At 68.6% G+C, this 17,101-nt stretch carries 19 protein-coding genes; 1 reads left to right on the top strand and 18 read right to left on the bottom strand.

What is annotated here, in order from left to right; translation table 11 throughout:
- Positions 1–6 precede the first annotated feature (6 nt).
- From hisB to AC1HFW_RS19705, 16 genes are all read right to left on the bottom strand, one after another.
- Positions 7–594 (bottom strand): imidazoleglycerol-phosphate dehydratase HisB, encoded by a 588-nt coding sequence (gene hisB, locus AC1HFW_RS19780; protein ID WP_006388056.1) that lies wholly within the window; start codon positions 592–594, stop codon positions 7–9.
- 12 nt (positions 595–606) lie between these two features.
- Entirely contained in the window at positions 607–1,698 is a 1,092-nt protein-coding gene (hisC, locus tag AC1HFW_RS19775) for a histidinol-phosphate transaminase (RefSeq protein ID WP_061072744.1), read from the bottom strand.
- The gene (gene hisD, locus AC1HFW_RS19770) at positions 1,695–2,999 is read right to left on the bottom strand and encodes a histidinol dehydrogenase (protein WP_479285007.1); all 1,305 of its coding nucleotides are present in this window, start codon (positions 2,997–2,999) and stop codon (positions 1,695–1,697) included. Before hisD ends, hisC begins: the two co-directional genes overlap by 4 nt.
- Positions 3,000–3,046: 47 nt before the next feature.
- Entirely contained in the window at positions 3,047–3,721 is a 675-nt protein-coding gene (gene hisG, locus AC1HFW_RS19765; protein ID WP_006392333.1) for an ATP phosphoribosyltransferase, read from the bottom strand.
- A complete protein-coding gene (gene murA, locus AC1HFW_RS19760; RefSeq protein WP_006392334.1) occupies positions 3,718–4,998 on the bottom strand; it encodes a UDP-N-acetylglucosamine 1-carboxyvinyltransferase in 1,281 nt (426 codons plus the stop codon). The genes hisG and murA overlap by 4 nt, the downstream gene beginning before the upstream one ends.
- 2 nt (positions 4,999–5,000) lie before the next feature.
- Positions 5,001–5,246, bottom strand: coding sequence for a BolA family protein (locus AC1HFW_RS19755; protein ID WP_006392335.1), 246 nt, complete (start codon positions 5,244–5,246; stop codon positions 5,001–5,003).
- A gap of 5 nt (positions 5,247–5,251) precedes the next feature.
- Positions 5,252–6,064, bottom strand: coding sequence for an ABC transporter permease (locus AC1HFW_RS19750; RefSeq protein WP_006392336.1), 813 nt, complete (start codon positions 6,062–6,064; stop codon positions 5,252–5,254).
- On the bottom strand, positions 6,061–6,858 hold the full coding sequence (locus AC1HFW_RS19745; protein ID WP_035359855.1) for an ABC transporter ATP-binding protein: 798 nt from the start codon (positions 6,856–6,858) through the stop codon (positions 6,061–6,063). Before AC1HFW_RS19745 ends, AC1HFW_RS19750 begins: the two co-directional genes overlap by 4 nt.
- Positions 6,859–7,034: 176 nt before the next feature.
- Positions 7,035–7,664, bottom strand: coding sequence for an MlaC/ttg2D family ABC transporter substrate-binding protein (locus tag AC1HFW_RS19740; RefSeq protein WP_006392338.1), 630 nt, complete (start codon positions 7,662–7,664; stop codon positions 7,035–7,037).
- Between the two features lie 38 nt (positions 7,665–7,702).
- Complete coding sequence (locus tag AC1HFW_RS19735; RefSeq protein WP_006392339.1) at positions 7,703–8,506, bottom strand: MlaA family lipoprotein; 804 nt, start codon at positions 8,504–8,506, stop codon at positions 7,703–7,705.
- A gap of 91 nt (positions 8,507–8,597) precedes the next feature.
- Positions 8,598–9,098, bottom strand: coding sequence for an outer membrane lipid asymmetry maintenance protein MlaD (gene mlaD, locus AC1HFW_RS19730; protein ID WP_006392340.1), 501 nt, complete (start codon positions 9,096–9,098; stop codon positions 8,598–8,600).
- Positions 9,099–9,111: 13 nt separating this feature from the next.
- A complete protein-coding gene (gene mlaE / locus AC1HFW_RS19725; protein ID WP_006392341.1) occupies positions 9,112–9,900 on the bottom strand; it encodes a lipid asymmetry maintenance ABC transporter permease subunit MlaE in 789 nt (262 codons plus the stop codon).
- Positions 9,897–10,733 carry an ABC transporter ATP-binding protein gene (locus AC1HFW_RS19720; protein ID WP_241075463.1) on the bottom strand — a complete coding sequence of 279 codons (837 nt, stop codon included), beginning with the start codon at positions 10,731–10,733 and terminating at the stop codon, positions 9,897–9,899. The genes mlaE and AC1HFW_RS19720 overlap by 4 nt, the downstream gene beginning before the upstream one ends.
- Before the next feature lie 280 nt (positions 10,734–11,013).
- Positions 11,014–12,081 (bottom strand): NAD(P)H-dependent flavin oxidoreductase, encoded by a 1,068-nt coding sequence (locus AC1HFW_RS19715; RefSeq protein ID WP_479285006.1) that lies wholly within the window; start codon positions 12,079–12,081, stop codon positions 11,014–11,016.
- A gap of 19 nt (positions 12,082–12,100) precedes the next feature.
- Positions 12,101–13,078 carry a Bug family tripartite tricarboxylate transporter substrate binding protein gene (locus AC1HFW_RS19710; RefSeq protein WP_006392344.1) on the bottom strand — a complete coding sequence of 326 codons (978 nt, stop codon included), beginning with the start codon at positions 13,076–13,078 and terminating at the stop codon, positions 12,101–12,103.
- 19 nt (positions 13,079–13,097) lie between these two features.
- Complete coding sequence (locus tag AC1HFW_RS19705; RefSeq protein WP_479285005.1) at positions 13,098–14,318, bottom strand: YbfB/YjiJ family MFS transporter; 1,221 nt, start codon at positions 14,316–14,318, stop codon at positions 13,098–13,100.
- Between the two features lie 65 nt (positions 14,319–14,383).
- Between AC1HFW_RS19705 and AC1HFW_RS19700 the strand changes: the two genes are divergently transcribed.
- Entirely contained in the window at positions 14,384–15,256 is an 873-nt protein-coding gene (locus AC1HFW_RS19700; RefSeq protein WP_061072740.1) for a LysR family transcriptional regulator, read from the top strand.
- Positions 15,257–15,273: 17 nt separating this feature from the next.
- On the opposite strand, the gene AC1HFW_RS19695 is transcribed toward AC1HFW_RS19700, so the two are convergent.
- Both AC1HFW_RS19695 and AC1HFW_RS19690 read right to left on the bottom strand, forming a co-directional pair.
- A complete protein-coding gene (locus AC1HFW_RS19695; RefSeq protein ID WP_006392347.1) occupies positions 15,274–15,915 on the bottom strand; it encodes an OmpW/AlkL family protein in 642 nt (213 codons plus the stop codon).
- Between the two features lie 128 nt (positions 15,916–16,043).
- The gene (locus tag AC1HFW_RS19690) at positions 16,044–16,961 is read right to left on the bottom strand and encodes a LysR family transcriptional regulator (protein ID WP_006392348.1); all 918 of its coding nucleotides are present in this window, start codon (positions 16,959–16,961) and stop codon (positions 16,044–16,046) included.
- Positions 16,962–17,101 lie beyond the last annotated feature (140 nt).

The following is a 17,101-nucleotide window of genomic DNA, read 5'->3' as shown; positions in this document are numbered from 1 at the left end:
CGGACGTTACAGCACGCCCTTGGTCGAGGGGACGACGTCGCCCATGCGGGGGTCGACTTCGATGGCCATGCGCAGCGCGCGGCCACAGGCCTTGAAGACCGTTTCGCATTGGTGGTGGGCGTTGGTGCCGCGCAGGTTGTCGATGTGCAGGGTGATCAGCGCGTGGTTGACCAGGCCCTGGAAGAATTCGCGCGTCAGGTCGACGTCGAAGGCGCCGATGTGCGAGCGCGTGAAGGGGATGTGGTATTCCAGGCCGGGACGGCCCGAGAAGTCGACCACCACGCGCGACAGCGCTTCGTCCAGCGGCACGTAGGCGTGGCCGTAGCGGCGCAGGCCGGCCTTGGTGCCGACCGCCTTGGCGATGGCCATGCCCAGCGTGATGCCCACGTCTTCCACCGTGTGATGCGCATCGATGTGCAGGTCGCCCTCGGCCTTGATGTCGAGGTCGATCAGGCCGTGGCGCGCGATCTGGTCCAGCATGTGGTCCAGGAAGGGCACGCCCGTGTCGATCGTCTGCTTGCCGGTGCCATCCAGGTTGATGGCCACGCGGATGCGGGTTTCGTTGGTGTTGCGGGTGATCTCTGCGGTACGCATGTCAGGACTCGATTAGGCACTCAGGATGTCTTGCAGTGCCGATAGCAAAGCGGCGTTCTCGGCTGGCGCGCCCACCGAGATGCGGAGGCAGCCGGCCAGGAGCGGGTGGGCGTTGGAGAAGTTACGAACCAATATTTTGCGCTGTTTCAGGGCAAGATGCACGGCGTTGCCGTCCAGCTTGCCGGAAAAGCGCGCGAGTACGAAGTTGGCGGCGGAAGGGAATACCCTGACGCCGGGCAATGCCGCCAGGGCCGCGGCCAGCGGTTCGCGGTCGGCGCGCAGGCGGGCGGCCTGTTCGTCCAGCACCGGCTTGTGGCGCAGCACCGTCAGCAGCGCGGCCTGGGTCAGCACGTCCAGGTTGTAGGGCGGGCGCACCTTGTCCAGCTCGGCGATCCAGTCGGGGTGGCCGGCCAGGTAGCCGAAACGCAGGCCCGCCAGGCCGATCTTGGACACCGTGCGCATCACCACCACGTTGGGCGCCTCCAGCAGGCGCGGCATCCAGCTGCGGTCGGTGAAGGGCTGGTAGGCCTCGTCCACCACCACCAGGCCGGGGGCGGCGGCGATGATGGCGGCCATGTCCTCGTCCGACCAGGCGCCGCCGGTGGGATTGTTGGGCACGGCCAGGAACACCACCTTGGGCTGGTGCTCGCGAATCGCGGCCAGCATGGCCGGGAGATCCAGGGACAGATCATCGGTAAGCGGCACGCCGACGAAGCGGGCGTGGTCGAAGCGCGCCGCCATGTCGAAATAGACGAACGACGGCCACGGCGCCAGCACCACCTCGCCGGGGTTGCAGCAGGCCTGCACCACGATGTGGATCAGCTCGTCCGAGCCGTTGCCGAACAGCACGCCGGCGGCCGCGGGCACGCCGAAGGCCGATTTCACGGCCTGCCGCAATTCGGACAGATCGGCGGCGGGGTAGCGGTTCAGCGGCGTGTCGCGCAGCGCGCGGGCCAGGTCGTCGCGCACCGCCTCGGGCAGTTCATACGGCGACTCCATCGCGTCCAGCTTGATGCAGCCTTCGGCGTGGGCCACCGGATACGCGGTCAGTTCACGGATGTCGGGCCGGATGGTGCCGGCGATGCGGCCGGCGACCCCGCTCATGGCTGGTCGATCCGGTACTGGGCGCTGGCGGCGTGGGCCTGCAGGCCTTCACCCAGCGCCAGTTCGGCGGCAATGCGGCCGAGCGTCTGGGCGCCCTGGTGCGAAACCTGGATCAGGCTGGAGCGCTTCTGGAAGTCGTACACGCCCAGCGGCGACGAGAAACGGGCCGTGCGCGAGGTGGGCAGCACGTGGTTGGGGCCGGCACAGTAGTCGCCCAGGGCTTCCGAGCTGAAGCGGCCCATGAAGATGGCGCCGGCGTGGCGGATCTTCGCGGTCCAGATCTCGGGCTGCTCGGTGGAGATCTCCAGGTGTTCCGGGGCGATGTCGTTGGCGATGCGGCAGGCTTCGTCCAGGTCGCGCACCTGGATCAGCGCGCCGCGGTTGGCCAGGCTGGTGCGCAGGATGTCGGCGCGCGGCATGGTCGGCAGGAGGCGGGCGATGGCGGCCTCGACCTCGGCGATGAAGGCGGCGTCCGGGCACAGCAGGATGGATTGGGCCAGTTCGTCGTGCTCGGCCTGCGAGAACAGGTCCATGGCGATCCAGTCGGCCGGCGTCTTGCCGTCGCAGATCACCAGGATTTCGCTGGGGCCGGCGATCATGTCGATGCCGACCACGCCGAACACGCGGCGCTTGGCGGCGGCCACGTAGGCGTTGCCCGGGCCGACGATCTTGTCCACGGCCGGCACGGTGGCGGTGCCGTAGGCCAGTGCGCCGACGGCCTGCGCGCCGCCGATGGCGAACACGCGGTCGACGCCGCTGATGGCGGCGGCGGCCAGCACGATCGGGTTGCGCACGCCGTCCGGCGTGGGCGTGACCATGACCAGTTCCTGCACGCCGGCGACCTTGGCCGGGATGGCGTTCATCAGCACCGACGACGGATACGCGGCCTTGCCGCCCGGCACGTACAGGCCGACGCGGTCCAGCGGCGTGACCTGCTGGCCCAGCACGGTGCCGTCGGCCTCGGTGTAGGTCCAGGTCTCGGCGCGTTGGCGTTCGTGGTAGTGGCGCACGCGCTCGGCGGCGGCCTGCAGCGCGTCGCGCTGGGCCGCGGGCAGCGCGGCCAGGGCCGCATGCCAGTCGGCCTTGGGGATTTCGAGCGTGTCCGCGGACGCGTGCGGCATGCGGTCGAAGCGCTGGGTGTATTCCACCAGCGCGGCGTCGCCGCGGGCGCGCACTTCGGCCAGGATGCCGGCGGCGGCGCGGTCGATGGACTCGTCCTCGGTGGCCTCGAAGGCCAGCAGCTTGGACAGGGCGGATGCGAATCCGGGATCGCGGGAGTCGAGACGATTGATCAGGGCCATGGCGTTCAGGCGGGTGGCGGCCGCCGCATTGGAGGCGGCGGTCTGGGTCAGGCGTTGCGGGAGGCGGCGCGCTCGAAGGCGTCCAGCAGCGGTTGCAGGCGTTCGCCGCGGGTCTTCAGCGCGGCCTGGTTGACGATCAGGCGCGAGGAGATCGGCATGATGTCCTCGACCGCGACCAGGTCGTTGGCGCGCAGCGTGCCGCCGGTGGACACCAGGTCCACGATGCAGTCGGCCAGGCCCACCAGCGGCGCCAGTTCCATCGAACCATACAGCTTGATGATGTCGACGTACACACCCTTGGAGGCGAAGTGTTCACGGGCTGACTGCACGTACTTGGTGGCCACGCGCAGGCGCGCGCCCTGGTGCACCGCGGCCTCGTAGTCGAAGCCGTTGCGCACGGCCACGGCCAGGCGGCACTTGGCGATGTTCAGGTCGATCGGCTGGTACAGGCCGCCGGGTTGTTCGGCGGCATGCTCGATCAGCACGTCCTTGCCGGCGATGCCGAGGTCGGCCGCGCCGTACTGCACGTAAGTCGGCACGTCCGAGGCGCGCACGATGATCAGGCGCAGGCCGGGATCGCTGGTCGGCAGGATCAGCTTGCGCGAGCTTTCGGGGTTCTCGGGCACCTCGATGCCGGCTTCCGCCAGCAAAGGCATGGTTTCTTCGAAGATCCGCCCCTTGGACAAAGCCAGGGTCAGGGGCGCGAGAGGGGCATTGCTCATGCCGATTCCTTGCCGCTAGTGCGTTCAGCAACGCGTTGAATATTGGCGCCCAGGGCGCGCAGCTTGACTTCCATCCGGTCGTAACCGCGGTCCAGGTGGTAGATGCGGTCGACCAGCGTGTCGCCGTCGGCGGCCAGGCCGGCGATGACCAGGCTGGCCGAGGCCCGCAGGTCGGTGGCCATGACCGTCGCGCCCGACAGGCGGGCGATGCCGCGCACGATGGCGGTATGGCCGTCGATGTCGATGTCCGCGCCCATGCGGCGCAGTTCCTGCACGTGCATGTAGCGGTTCTCGAAGATGGTCTCGACGATCACCGAGGTGCCTTCGGCCACCGTGTTCAGCGTCATCACCTGGGCCTGCATGTCGGTGGCGAAGCCGGGGTATTCGTGGGTACGGAAGCCCACGGCCTTGGGGCGCGCGGACATGGCGCCGCGGATCCAGTCGGGGCCGGTCTCGATGGTCAGGCCGGCCTCGGTCAGCTTGTCGAGCGTGGCGCCGAGGATGCCGGCGTCGGTGTTGCGCAGCACGATGTCGCCGCCGGCCGCGCCCACGGCGCACAGGAACGTGCCGGCCTCGATGCGGTCGGAGATCACGCGGTGTTCGGCGCCGTGCAGGCGCTCGACGCCGTCGATCACGATGCGGTCGGTGCCGTGGCCCTGGATGCGGGCGCCCATCTTGATGAGCAGCTCGGCCAGGTCGACCACCTCGGGTTCGCGGGCGGCGTTTTCCAGCACGGTCTGGCCCTCGGCCAGCACCGCGGCCATCAGCAGGTTCTCGGTGCCGGTGACGGTGACCATGTCGGTGCGGATCGAGGCGCCCTTCAGGCGCTTGGCGCGCGCCACCACGAAGCCGTGCTCGATGCTGATATCGGCGCCCAGCGCGGCCAGGCCCTTGATGTGCTGGTCCACCGGCCGCTGGCCGATGGTGCAGCCGCCGGGCAGGCTGACGCGGGCCTCGCCGAAGCGCGCCACCAGCGGACCCAGCACCAGGATCGAGGCGCGCATGGTCTTGACCAGGTCGTACGGCGCTTCGAGGCTGTCGACGCGGTCGGCCTGCAGCGTCACGATGCCGTCGCTGCCGCGCTCGGCGCGCACGCCCATGCGGCCCAGCAGGCGCAGCATGGTGGCGGTGTCGTTCAGGTGCGGCACGTTGGAGATGGTCAGCGCGTCGGCCGTCAGCAGGCCGGCGCACAGGATCGGCAGCGCCGAATTCTTGGCGCCGGAGATGGTGACTTCGCCGTGCAGCCGCGCGCCGCCGGTAATGCGGAGTTTGTCCATGGTTACTTGCCCGCCTGGGTGTATTCGGCAGGGGTCAGCGTGCGCATCGACAAGGCGTGGATCTCGGCCTTCATGCGGTCGCCCAGCGCCGCGTAGACCAGTTGATGGCGCTGGATCAGGCGCTTGCCTTCGAAGGCGGTGCTGACGATGACCGCGTCGAAATGCGAGCCGTCGCCCTGTACGTCGAGGTGTTCACAGGGCAGGCCGTCCGCGATGTATTGGCGGACTTGCGCGGGAGTGGGAAGCATGGACGTCAGTTCCTGAGTTTGTAGCCGCTGGCCAGGAGCCGCAGCGCATAGATCGAAAGCGCGAGGAACACCCCCGTCACCACCGCCAGGCTGCGCCAGGGGGAGACGTCCGACACCGAGAAGAATCCGTAGCGGAAACCGTCGATGGTGTAGAAGATGGGGTTCCAGTGGGACACGCCCTGCCAGAAGGCGGGGAGCGTATGGATGGAATAGAACACGCCGGACAGGAAGGTGGCCGGCATGATGAGGAAATTCTGGAACGCCGCCAGCTGGTCGAATTTCTCGGACCACAGGCCGGCGATCAGGCCCAGCACGCCCATGATGCCGCAGGCCAGCACCGCGAACACCAGCAGCCACAGCGGGTTGGCCGGCACCAGCGAGACGAAGAACAGCGCCACCACCCACACGCACAGGCCCACGGCCAGGCCGCGCACCACGGCCGCCAGCACGTAGGCGGCGAAGATGTCGCGGTGCGACAGCGGCGGCAGCAGCATGAACACCAGGTTGCCGGTGATGCGGCTCTGGATCAGCGACGACGACGGGTTGGCGAAGGCGTTCTGCAGCATGCTCATCATCATGAGCCCGGGGATCAGGAACGCGGTGTACGGCACGCTGCCGTAGACCATGACGCGCCCTTCCAGCACGTGGGCGAACACCAGCAGGTACAGCAGCGCGGTGATGACGGGCGCGGCGATGGTCTGGAAGCTGACCTTCCAGAAGCGCAGCAATTCCTTGCGCAGCAGGGTCGGAAAGCCGGAGCCCGCGTCCAGGCGGGGCTGCACCAGCGGCTGGCTGGCATTGGCGGCGGGCTGCGTCATTGCGAAATCTCTTCGGGTTGCGGGGCGTCGTCCTGGTGCATGATGCGCACGAAGGCGTCCTCGAGGTCGACGCCGCCGACGCGGGCCAGCAGCGCCTGGGTGGTGTCCAGCGCCACGATGCGGCCGCCCTTGAGCATGGCGATGCGGCCGCACAGGGCTTCCGCTTCTTCCAGGTAGTGGGTGGTCAGCATGATGGTGTGGCCGGCCTTGTTCAGGCGCGAGATGAATTCCCACAGGGTGCGGCGCAGGTCCACGTCGACGCCCGCGGTGGGCTCGTCCAGCACGATCACGGGCGGGCGGTGCACCAGCGCCTGCGCCACCAGCACGCGGCGCTTCATGCCGCCGGACAGCGCGCGCATGTTCGAGTTGGCCTTGTCGGCCAGCCCCAGGTTGAAGAGGATCTCGTCGATCCAGTCGTCGTTCTTGCGCAGGCCGAAATAGCCGGACTGGATGCGCAGCGTCTCGCGCACCGTGAAGAACGGGTCGTAGACCAGTTCCTGCGGCACGACGCCCAGGGCCCGCCGCGCCGACTTGTAGTCGGCCACGACGTCGTACCCACAGACGGTGGCGCGGCCGGCGCTGGCGTGCGCCAGTCCGGCCAGGATGGAAATCAGGGTGGTCTTGCCGGCGCCGTTGGGGCCCAGCAGGCCGAAGAACTCGCCGTGCTCGATGTTCAGGCTGACGTTGTCGAGCGCCTGGAAGCCGGCGCCGGGCGCGCGCCCGGTGAGCCTGCCCCAGCCGCTGCGGCGCGGCGAGTAGATTTTGGAGACGTTCTCAAGACTGACGGCAGACATGACGGCGGCGAGGGGGCCCGGCAAAGAGCGAATTGATCATTATATAAGCGCCCCGCTACGCGAGGCGCCGATAGCCCCGGCGGCCGTGGGGGCGCAGCGCGTTGGTCTGTCCCTAAAAAAGACATGCCCGGCGGACCGCAGGGGCGCGCCGGGCCGGGACAAGCCGGACGGGATCGTTACTGGTTGCGCTGGTTCAGCGCCTGGATCAGGCCGTCGATGCCGTTCTGGTTGATCTGCTGGGCGAACTGGTTGCGGTAGTTCTCGATCAGCCAGATGCCTTCGACGTTCATGTCGTAGATCTTCCAGCCCTGGGGCGTCTTTTCCAGGCGGTAGTCGACGCCGACCGGCTGGCCGTTGGGCTGGCTGATGAGCGTGCGCACGACCACGTCGTCGGCCTTGGGGTCGCCGCGGAACGGCAGGGCCGTGATCGTGGTGCCGGACGTGACGCGGGTCAGCGCGCCGCTGTAGGTGCGCACCAGGGTGCCGCGGAAGGCGTCGGCCAGGGCGGTCCGTTGCTGTTCGGTGGCCTGGCGCCAGTAGCGGCCGGCGGCCAGCCGCGTCGTCTTCTGGAAGTTGACGTAGGGCAGGATGTGTTCGTTCACGACCTGGTTGATGCGGGCGGTGTTGCCGGCCTTGACGGCGCCGTCGGCCTTCAGGACGTCCAGCGCCTCATTGGCGGCGGCCAGCACGAAATCGTTGGGCGCGCCGTTCGCATTGGGTTGCGCCTGCACGGCGGGCGTTGCCGCCAGCCCCAGCAACCCGGCAAAGGCCAGGCGTTGGAGCAGGGGGAAAAAAGAAAACCGCATGGAAACTCCTTGCTGTACTGAAAACGCAATCCGACAGCTTACTTGGTTGCGGGGTTGGCGACCGGAGCGGGCGCGCCCTTGGCCTTGGCGGCATCGTCCTCGTCGTCTTCGTAGTTGGGCAGGCTGGATTCGTCATCCACGCGCTGGCCGTTGACCATCGCGGCGCGGCGCTGCAGGTAGGCGTCGCGCACGAAGCTGTACGGATCGAGCGCCACGCGGTCGATGGTGTCGGTGGCGTTGAGCAGGCTGGCGCGCGTGTCGACCACTTCCAGGCCCCACAGCGAATTGCGCAGCGCCACATTGTCGATGGCGCTCACGCCCATGTAGCCGTGCATGCGGCCCTGCCAGTCGCCAACCAGGCCGACGCCGTCGCGCACGCTGGCCGAACCGAAGAACGGCAGCACCAGGTACGGACCCTGGCTGAAGCCCCAGACGCCCAGCGTGGTGCCGAAGTCGTTCGGGATCTTGCGCGCGCCGTTGGCCGAGGCGACGTCGAAGCAGCCGCCCACGCCCATGGTGGTGTTGAACAGGAAGCGGCCGAGCGTGTTGACGAAGTCGTGGCCGCGGCCCTGCAGGAAGCTGTTGGTGCCCGACCAGAGATCGCCGACGTTGCTGAAGATGTTGTGGACACAGCTGCGCACCGGCTCCGGCGTGACGTAGGTGTAGGCCTGCGCCACCGGCTTGAAGACCGCGCGGTCGACGGTGTCGTTGAACTTGTACACGCCGCGGTTGAAGCCTTCCCAGGGATCGCGCGGATCCGGATGCTGCGGCGCGGCGCAGCCCGCCATCAGTGCGCCGGCGGCGGCGATGGTGGCAATGCGGGAAAGAGCTTTCGTGTTCATGATCAGGGCATCCCTATCAGCAGATTTCTATTTTTATTGCAGCGTGCGGCGCGTCAAGCTTCGGGTTGTTGCCGGGCGTGACGGGTCCTCTTCAATTCGGGGCTTTCGCGTCGGGCGCGCCAGCCGCGTTCGTGCCTTCCTTCTCGGCCGAGCCGTACAGGAACTTGCTGATCAGCTGTTCCAGCACCACGGCGCTTTGGGTATAGCGGATTTTGCCACCCTCGGCCAGGTTGTCGTCTTCGCTGCCCGGCGTCAGGCCCAGGTATTGCTCGCCGAGCAGGCCGGAGGTGAGGATGGCCGCGGAAGAGTCCTTGGGGAACTGGTAGGCGGTTTCCAGGTTCATCGCGACGACCGCCTGGAAGGTCTTGTCGTCGAAGGAGATCTTGGAGATCCGGCCGACCACGACCCCCGCGCTTTTCACGGGCGCGCGCACTTTGAGGCCGCCTACGTTATCGAAATTGGCCGTCAGCGTATAGGTGGGGGCAAAAGAAAAGGTGCTCAAGTTGCCGGCGCGCAACGCCAGGAACGCCAGCGCGGCCGCGCCCAGCAAGACGAACAGGCCTACCCAGAAATCGGTTTTTTCGCGAGACATGATCGATCCGTAATCAGTTTCCAAACATCAAGGCGGTCAGCAGGAAGTCCAGCCCCAGCACCGCCAGCGAACCCACCACCACCGTGCGGGTGGTGGCGCGGGCGACGCCTTCGGGGGTGGGCTTGGCCTGCCAGCCTTCGTAAAGCGCCACCAGCGTCACCGTGACGCCGAAGACCAGGCTTTTGATGACGCCGTTCAGGACGTCGTTCCAGACATCGACGCCGCCCTGCATCTGCGACCAGAAGGCGCCGGCGTCGACGCCGATCATCAGCACGCCGACCACCCAGCCGCCCAGGATGCCCACCATGGAGAACACGGCGGCCAGGATCGGCATGGCGATGATGCCGCCCCACAGGCGCGGCACCAGCACGCGGCGCATCGGGTCGACCGCCATCACTTCCATGGCCGACAGCTGTTCGCCGGCCTTCATCAGGCCGATCTCGGCGGTCAGCGAGGTGCCGGCGCGGCCGGCGAACAGCAGCGCGGTCACCACCGGCCCCAGTTCGCGCACCAGCGACAGCGCCACCAGCAGGCCGAGCGATTCCTCGGCGCCGTAGCGGTTCAGCGTGTAATAGCCCTGCAGGCCCAGCACGAAGCCGACGAACATGCCGGACACGGCGATGATCAGCAGCGAAAAGTTGCCGATGAAATGGATTTGCTGCGACACCAGCCGCGGCCGCGACAGCGCGATGCCGCTGCGCGCCAGCATGGCGCCGAAGAACCGGGTGAAGTAGCCGATGCCGGCGATGCGGGTGCGCACCCAGCCGCCCAGTGCGCTCACGGCGTTGTTGGATCCGCTCATGCCTTGCGCCCTTGTTGTTGCGACAGCCATTTCTGGAAGGCCGGCGTTTCGGGGTACTGGAACGCGACCGGGCCGTCGGGTTCGCCTTTGAGGAATTGCTGCACGTAGGGGTCCTGCGAGGCCGACAGGCTCTCGGGACTGCCGGCGGCCTTGAGCTGGCCCTGCCCCACCAGGTAGACCTGGTCGGCGATCGCGAACGATTCGTGCACGTCGTGGGTGATCAGCACCGAGGCGCAACCCAGGCGGTCGGCCAGGCTGCGGATCAGTCGGGCGGTGATGCCCAGCGAGATCGGGTCGAGGCCGGCGAAGGGTTCGTCGTACAGGATCAGTTCGGGTTCCAGCACCACCGCGCGGGCCAGCGCCACCCGGCGGGCCATGCCGCCAGAGACTTCGGCCACCTTCAGGTGGGCGGCGGCGCGCAGGCCGACGGCGTCGAGCTTGTCGAGCACGCGGGCGGTGATTTCGGATTCGGCCAGCGTGGTGTGTTCGCGCAGCGGGAAGGCGACGTTCTCGAACACGTTCAGGTCGGTGAACAGCGCGCCCTGCTGGAACAGCACGCCCATGCGCTTGCGCAGGGACTGCAGTTCGGCCGGCGTGGCCTGGGCGATGTCCTGGCCGAACGCCAGCACGGTGCCTTGTTGCGCGATGAGCTGGCCGGTGGCGGCCCGCAGCAGGGTGGTCTTGCCGGAGCCCGAGCCGCCCATGATGGCGACCACCTGGCCCGAGCGCGCTTCCATGGAAATGTCGCGCAAGACGGTGAAATCACCGTAGCCTAGCGCCACACCTTCCAGGCGCAGGGCGAATTCCGGGGTGCTGCGGGTTTGATCGGGCATGGGCAACAAAAGGGTGTTTCGGTGGCGAATGCCCTGCCGCCACGCTGGTGCGCGGGCGGGACATCCGGCCGGCGCGAGCGAGACGGGCTGCGTCGGGAAGCGCCCTGTTACTCATATGCCGGGGACGAGAAAAGACCCGTCGCACCCGGCGGCGAGGGGCCATTGTAGCCCGACGAATTGTCATCGCAGTGGGATATGGCCCTCTATGGAACAGTGTTTTCGCCATTGGGAACAATCCTCGGGGGCCAAGGGGCCCCCGACCCACCCGCGCCCGGGTCCGTCAGGCTTGGCCGCGGCCGCGCGCCGCGGCGGTTTCGCGCGCCAGCCGGGCCACCAGCGCGGCCGTGCTTTCCCGCCGCGCCAGCGGCGCGCCCTGGCCGGCCCACAGCGACAGGACGGCGATGTTGCCGGCCTTGCCGCCGGCCGTGCGCATCGGGCGGGTCAGCGCGTTCTGCAGCGGGTACGGCAGGATATCGTCCGAAAGTTGGTCGGCGTCGCGCATGAAGGAATTCACGATCCCGCGCGCCGGGCGTCCGGAGAAGGCCCGGGTCACCCGCGACTGTTCCGGGCGCGAGGCGGGCAGCACCGCCTTGTAGGCGTCGCCGATGCCGGCTTCGTCCGTGGTCAGGAATGCTGTCCCCATTTGTGCGACGTCCGCGCCCAGGGCCAGCGCGGCGGCGATGCCGCGGCCGTCCATGATGCCGCCGGAGGCAATCACCGGGATGGACACCGCGTCGGCCACCTGCGGCACCAGGGCCATGGTGCCGATCAGCGAATGCTCGAAATCGTCCAGGAAGGTGCCGCGGTGCCCGCCCGCCTCGGCCCCCTGGGCCACGACGGCGTCGACCCCGTCCTGCTCCAGCACCACGGCTTCGCGCACGGTGGTGGCCGTGCCGACCGTCAGGATGCCCAGTTCACGGCAGCGCGCCAGCACGTCCGTCGGCAGGCGGCCGAAGGTGAAGCTCAGGACCGCCGGCTTCACGCGCAGCACGGCCTCGATCTGGCCGGGCAGCGGATCGGCCTGCGGGCCGGGGGCGACGGGCGCCGGCAGGCCCAGCTGGGCGTGGTAGCGCGCCAACAGGGCCAGCATGCGGTTGGCGTCGCCCTGGAAGGGCTGCTCGGGCACCGCCGCGAACAGGTTGATGCCGAACGGCCGGTCGGTGCGCTCGCGGATCGCGGCGGCGGTCGTCTCGATCTGCTCGGGCGTCAGGTAGGCCGCGCCCAGCGAACCCAGGACACCCGCCTTCGAGGCCTCCGACACCAGCTCCACCGTCGTCGCGCCGCCCGCCATGGGCGCCTGGATGATGGGGTGGTCAAGCTTGAGCAGATCGGAAAGGCGGGATGTCATGGGGATACTCCTGGTTGGCTTACTGGAGCTGGATGTTTCCAGCCTTGATGACCTGCGCCCACTTGGCCGTTTCGCTCTTGATGAACGCGCCGAATTCCTCGGGCGTGCCGCCGCCGGCCTGGCTGCCGGTGTCGGCGATGGCCTTCTGCACGTCGGGTTCCTTCAGGATGCGGTTGAACTCGGCATTGAGCTTGGCGATGATGGGCGCCGGGGTGCCGGCGGGGGCGACGATGCCCTGCCAGTTGTACGACTCGAAGCCCGGCAGGCCGGATTCGGCCATGGTCGGCACGTCCGGCAGCACCGCCAGGCGCTGGGCCGACGTCACCGCGATCGGGTGGATCTTCTGGCCCTGGATGGCCGGCAGCGCCGAATAGCCCATCTCGAACATCATCGAGATGTGGCCGCCCATCAGGTCGGTCGCGGCCAGGCTGCCGCCTTTGTAGGGCACGTGCACGATGTCGATCTTGGCCTGCTCGCGGAACATCTCGCCGGACAGGTGGTGCGCGCCGCCCACGCCGGACGAACCGAACGACAGCTTGCCGGGCTGCTTCTTGGCCATGGCGATCAGGTCGGCCAGGGTCTTGACCGGCAGTTCGTTGTTCACGCTCAGCACCAGCGGGCTGTTCTCGATCAGGATGACCGGCGCCAGGTCCTTTTGCGGGTTGTACGGCATGTCCTTCATCAGCGACGGGTTGACCGCCATTGGCGCCAGGTTGCCGGTGCCGATGGTGTAGCCGTCGGGCGCCGCCTTGGCGATCAGGTTGGTGCCGACCACGCCGCCCGCGCCTGCCTTGTTCTCGACCACGATCGGCTGGCCCAGCGATTCGCCCAGCTTGCGCGCCAGCAGGCGCACGCGGGTATCGGCGAAGCCGCCCGGGGCGTAGGGCACGATCATGGTGATGGGCTTGGCGGGCCAGTCGGTGGCCTGGGCGTGGGCGGTGCCGCCAAGGGCGGCGAAGGTGGCCAGGGCGGCGACCAGGGGGCGTAGCGATTTCATGCTGGGTGACTCCTCTCTCTTAATTTGATGGTTCCTGGGAACCGATCGCATTATGCCCAGCGTTCTTGCCCGCGGCGCTGATATTTCCCAAGCGCCAGGCCGACAGCGCCAGCAGCGCCGCGCCGCCGGCCAGCACTTGCGGCAGGCTGGCGCCCCAGCGCGCCGCGCCGGAGGCCAGCAGCGGGCCGATGATCTGGCCGGCGGCAAAGGCCGACGTCATGACGGCCGCGGCCCGCGGCGCGGCGCTGCCGGCCAGCCGCTGCGCGGCCAGCATGCCCGATTGGGTGATGACCATGAACGTGCCGCCCACCAGCAGCGCGGCGACGATGACCGCGGCGATGTCGTGCCACACCGCCACCGCCAGCATGCCCAGCGCCATCACCGCCTGCGCGCCGCGCCACACGGTCTTGTCGTCGCGGGCCTGCGCCACGCGCGGCGCCACCAGGCAGGAGAGCGCGGCGGCCAGGCCGAACAGCGGCCAGGCCCAGCCGAACACCGCCGGGTCGGGAATGATCTCGCGGGCCATGGCGGGCAGGAAGGTGGCGGGAATGATGTAGCCGGCGCCGAACACGCCGTAGTGCAGCGCCAGCCGGCCGATGCCCGGCGGCAGGCGTCCCGGGGCGGGCGCGGCGGCCAGGTGGTGGGCCGGGGCCGGGCGGTTCAGGCCCGGCCAGGCCAGCGCCGACAGCGCCAGCGTCAGTCCGCCCAGCGCGGTCCAGTTGGCATTGGCGCCGGCGCCGGACGCCATCAGCGCCAGGCAGGCCAGGCCCGTCAGCGCGATGCCGGCGCCGACGCCGGCGTAGGTGATGGCGGACACTGCCGGGGCGCGCGGGTCGCCGGGCCCGACCGGACGCGCGGCGGCCACGCAGATGAAGGCGCTGGCGCTGCCATAGCCCGCCACCAGCCGCAGCAGGCTCCAGGCCAGGACGCCGTGGACCCACGGCATGGCCAGCGTCAGCAAGGCCACGGCCAGCAGGCTGACCGCCAGCATGGCGCGCGGATGGCGCGGCGGTCGCACCGCGGCGGCCAGCGCGCCCAGCAGGTAGCCGGCGTAGTTGGCCGACGCCAGCCAGCTCCCCTGCGCCAGCGACAGCCCGGCTTCCTGGGCCATGAGCGGCCAGACCGGGGTGAAGGCGAAGCGGCCGATGCCCATGGCGGCGGCCAGCGCCAGCGCGGCCGGCAAGGCCAGGCTGAGGGCGCCGCGCGGGGGCGCGGGATCGGGGTGGGTGGCTATTGACATGGCTCCCACTCTACGGCTGTACTAATATCTTGAATAGTGAATTATTAAGAACATGAGTTCTTGAAATGAGAAACTTAGACCTCGACGCGCTGCAGATCTTCAAGGCGGTGGCGGACCATGGCGGCGTGGCGCGCGCCGCGGCCCACCTGAACCGGGTGCAGTCCAACGTCTCGACCCGCCTCAAGCAGCTCGAGGCGACGCTGGAGGCGCCGCTGTTCCGCCGGCAGAACCGGCGCCTGGTGCTGTCGGAACAGGGGCGCGTGCTGCTGTCCTATGCCGACCGCATGCTGCGCCTGTCGGCCGAGGCCCAGGCGGCCGTGCGCGACGGCGCGCCGCAAGGCCTGCTGCGCATCGGCACCATGGAAAGCACGGCCGCGGCGCGCCTGCCGCCCATCCTGGCGGCATACCACGCGGCCTGGCCGAAAGTGCGGATCGAACTGGTGACCGGGACCTCGGGCGCGTTGGCGGCCAAGGTGCGCGACTTCGAGATCGAGGCCGCGTTCGTGGCCCAGCCCTTCGAGGCGGAGGGCTTGGCGCAGCAGCCGGCGTTCGAGGAAGAGCTGGCGTTGATCTCGCCGCTGGCCTGGCCCGAGATCCACGGTCCCAAGGACGTGGGCGATCGCAGCGTCATCGCGTTCGCGGCGGGGTGTTCTTATCGCCGCATCCTGGAATCCTGGTTCGGCCAGGAAGGCGTGGCGCCGGGCAAGGTGATGGAGTTCGCGTCGTACCACGCGATCGTGGCCTGCGTGGCCGCGGGGTCGGGCGTGGCGATCGTGCCGCGCTCGGTGCTGGCGGTGCTGGGGGCGGAGCAGTCGTTGCGCGTGACGCCGCTGTCCGGCAAGCACGGCCGCGCGCAGACGCGATTGATCTGGCGCGCGGACGACGAAACGCCTGCATTGCAGGCGTTGCAGCAGCTACTGGCGCAGCGACGCCAGTAGCCGATGGGGCGTGGAAATCAGAAGCGGTAGCCGACGCCCAGCGTGGCGACCCACGGGTTGATGCGGGCGGTGCCGATGTGTTCGCCGTTGAGCTTCACCTTCGACTTGATGTCGATGTAGCGGATGTCGGCGTTCATGAACCAGCGTTCGCTGATCTTGATGTCCGCGCCCAGTTGCGCGGCCACGCCCCACGAATCGCCCATCTTCAGGTCCGAACCCTTGAGCGCGCCTTCGGCCTTGGTGTCGAAGAACTTGGTGTAGTTGATGCCGACGCCGATGTACGGCTGCACCATGCTGTCGGGCAGGATGTGCCATTGCAGGCTGAGGGTCGGCGGCAGCTGCTTGCTCGAACCGATCTTGCCCAGCCCGCTGCCGCTCACGTCGTGCTGGAACGGCCAGGCGCCCAGCAGTTCGATGCCGATGTTGCGCGTGGCCATGTAGGCCAGCGTGAAGCTGGGGCGTACGTTGTTGTTGGCGTCGAGCTTGACGGTGCCATCGAGCACGGTGCCGTTGTTGGATGCGGGACGGACCTGCGTCGCGCCGACCCGGAACAGGATGTCGCCGGCTTCGTGGGCATGGGCGGGGGCGGCAAGCATCAGGGTGGCGCCGCAGGCAGTGGCCAGGGCAAGGGCGCGGGTGCGCCGATACGTCGCGAACATTTCCTCTCTCCGTGTATTGCGTGAATGTAGGCATTCAGGTTCGCAGAGGCGGGAAAAGCGGGTCTTGACGTGTATCAAGCGGCAACGCGGCGCGTGGTTGCAGCGCCACAACTACGCACGAATCGGACTCAACGCAAGGTGTCGGTGCCGCGCGGCACGGCGTAGGCGTGGCGGAAATAGTCGCGCACCGCGCGCATCGGACCCGTGATGTCGGCGCCCTTGCGCCAGGCCAGGCCCACGTTCATCGGCGGGATCGGATCCTTCAACTGGATGGTCTCGATGCGGCGGCCTTCCAGCGACCACGGGCGATAGACCATGTCCGACAGCACCGCCACGCCGCCGCCGTTGGCCACCATGCTGCGCACCGCTTCCACCGACGAGGTGCGCAGGCGCACGTCGGGGCGGAACGGCGTCTCGCTCCAGTAGCGCAGCGCGGTGTGCGCGGCCTCGTCGACGGTCAGCATGATGAACGGTTCGTGCGCCACGTCTTCCAGCGTGACGGTGTCGCGCGCCAGCAGCGGATGGCGCGCGGGCACCCACAGCCGCCGCGGCGAGCCGAAGAAATGCTCGACCGCCAGTTCCGGATTCACCACGTTCGAGGTCAGCAGCACCGCCATGTCGTAGCGGTGCGCGATCAGGCCTTCCTCGATCGCGTTGCGGTTGAGCTCGTGCAGCTGGATGTCCAGGTTGGGATAGAGCTGCGACAGGCGCTGCAGGTGGTACGGCAGGAAGTAGCCGATCACGGTGTAGGACGCCGCCAGCAGCAGGCGCCCGCTCTCGCGCGCATCGGCGCTGGGCATGCGCAGCGCCTCGTCGACCGACGACAGGATGTTGTAGGCGTGGTTGAGGAAGCCGCGTCCGGTCTCGGTCAGCGCCACGCCGCTGGCGCTGCGCTGGAACAGTGGCGAGCCCACGCTCTCTTCCAGTTCGCGGATGGCGGTGGTGACGGCCGATTGCGAGATCGCCAGCTGGATCGCCGCTTGTGAGATCTGTCCGAGTTCGGCGGCCGCGACGAAATATTTGAGCTGCCGGAGGGTAAGCGACATGGCGGCAATATCTGATTAATAGATAGTCAGCCGCCAGAATATCTGTTTATCCGCGCCATCGGGGTGCAGGGAATCTCAGGGAAATCCCTGAAATTTCATAGGAATTCTTCAACCGCCCCGATTTGGTGCGCAACGTGGGG

The organism is Achromobacter sp. ISS7 (assembly GCF_056523125.1).
This window is presented reverse-complemented; position numbering and strand designations above follow the sequence as displayed.

Bases quoted from the DNA above. Each gene is read 5' to 3' on its own strand.
- hisC (WP_061072744.1), bottom strand. From the start codon at position 1,698: ATGAGCGGGGTCGCCGGCCGCATCGCCGGCACCATCCGGCCCGACATC.
- hisD (WP_479285007.1), bottom strand. From the start codon at position 2,999: ATGGCCCTGATCAATCGTCTCGACTCCCGCGATCCCGGATTCGCATCC.
- AC1HFW_RS19740 (WP_006392338.1), bottom strand. From the start codon at position 7,664: ATGCGGTTTTCTTTTTTCCCCCTGCTCCAACGCCTGGCCTTTGCCGGG.
- hisB (WP_006388056.1), bottom strand. From the start codon at position 594: ATGCGTACCGCAGAGATCACCCGCAACACCAACGAAACCCGCATCCGC.
- AC1HFW_RS19720 (WP_241075463.1), bottom strand. From the start codon at position 10,733: ATGCCCGATCAAACCCGCAGCACCCCGGAATTCGCCCTGCGCCTGGAA.
- AC1HFW_RS19710 (WP_006392344.1), bottom strand. From the start codon at position 13,078: ATGAAATCGCTACGCCCCCTGGTCGCCGCCCTGGCCACCTTCGCCGCC.
- AC1HFW_RS19735 (WP_006392339.1), bottom strand. From the start codon at position 8,506: ATGAACACGAAAGCTCTTTCCCGCATTGCCACCATCGCCGCCGCCGGC.
- AC1HFW_RS19745 (WP_035359855.1), bottom strand. From the start codon at position 6,858: ATGTCTGCCGTCAGTCTTGAGAACGTCTCCAAAATCTACTCGCCGCGC.
- AC1HFW_RS19705 (WP_479285005.1), bottom strand. From the start codon at position 14,318: ATGTCAATAGCCACCCACCCCGATCCCGCGCCCCCGCGCGGCGCCCTC.
- hisG (WP_006392333.1), bottom strand. From the start codon at position 3,721: ATGAGCAATGCCCCTCTCGCGCCCCTGACCCTGGCTTTGTCCAAGGGG.
- AC1HFW_RS19755 (WP_006392335.1), bottom strand. From the start codon at position 5,246: ATGCTTCCCACTCCCGCGCAAGTCCGCCAATACATCGCGGACGGCCTG.
- AC1HFW_RS19695 (WP_006392347.1), bottom strand. From the start codon at position 15,915: ATGTTCGCGACGTATCGGCGCACCCGCGCCCTTGCCCTGGCCACTGCC.
- murA (WP_006392334.1), bottom strand. From the start codon at position 4,998: ATGGACAAACTCCGCATTACCGGCGGCGCGCGGCTGCACGGCGAAGTC.
- AC1HFW_RS19750 (WP_006392336.1), bottom strand. From the start codon at position 6,064: ATGACGCAGCCCGCCGCCAATGCCAGCCAGCCGCTGGTGCAGCCCCGC.
- AC1HFW_RS19690 (WP_006392348.1), bottom strand. From the start codon at position 16,961: ATGTCGCTTACCCTCCGGCAGCTCAAATATTTCGTCGCGGCCGCCGAA.
- mlaE (WP_006392341.1), bottom strand. From the start codon at position 9,900: ATGAGCGGATCCAACAACGCCGTGAGCGCACTGGGCGGCTGGGTGCGC.
- mlaD (WP_006392340.1), bottom strand. From the start codon at position 9,098: ATGTCTCGCGAAAAAACCGATTTCTGGGTAGGCCTGTTCGTCTTGCTG.
- AC1HFW_RS19715 (WP_479285006.1), bottom strand. From the start codon at position 12,081: ATGACATCCCGCCTTTCCGATCTGCTCAAGCTTGACCACCCCATCATC.
- AC1HFW_RS19700 (WP_061072740.1), top strand. From the start codon at position 14,384: ATGAGAAACTTAGACCTCGACGCGCTGCAGATCTTCAAGGCGGTGGCG.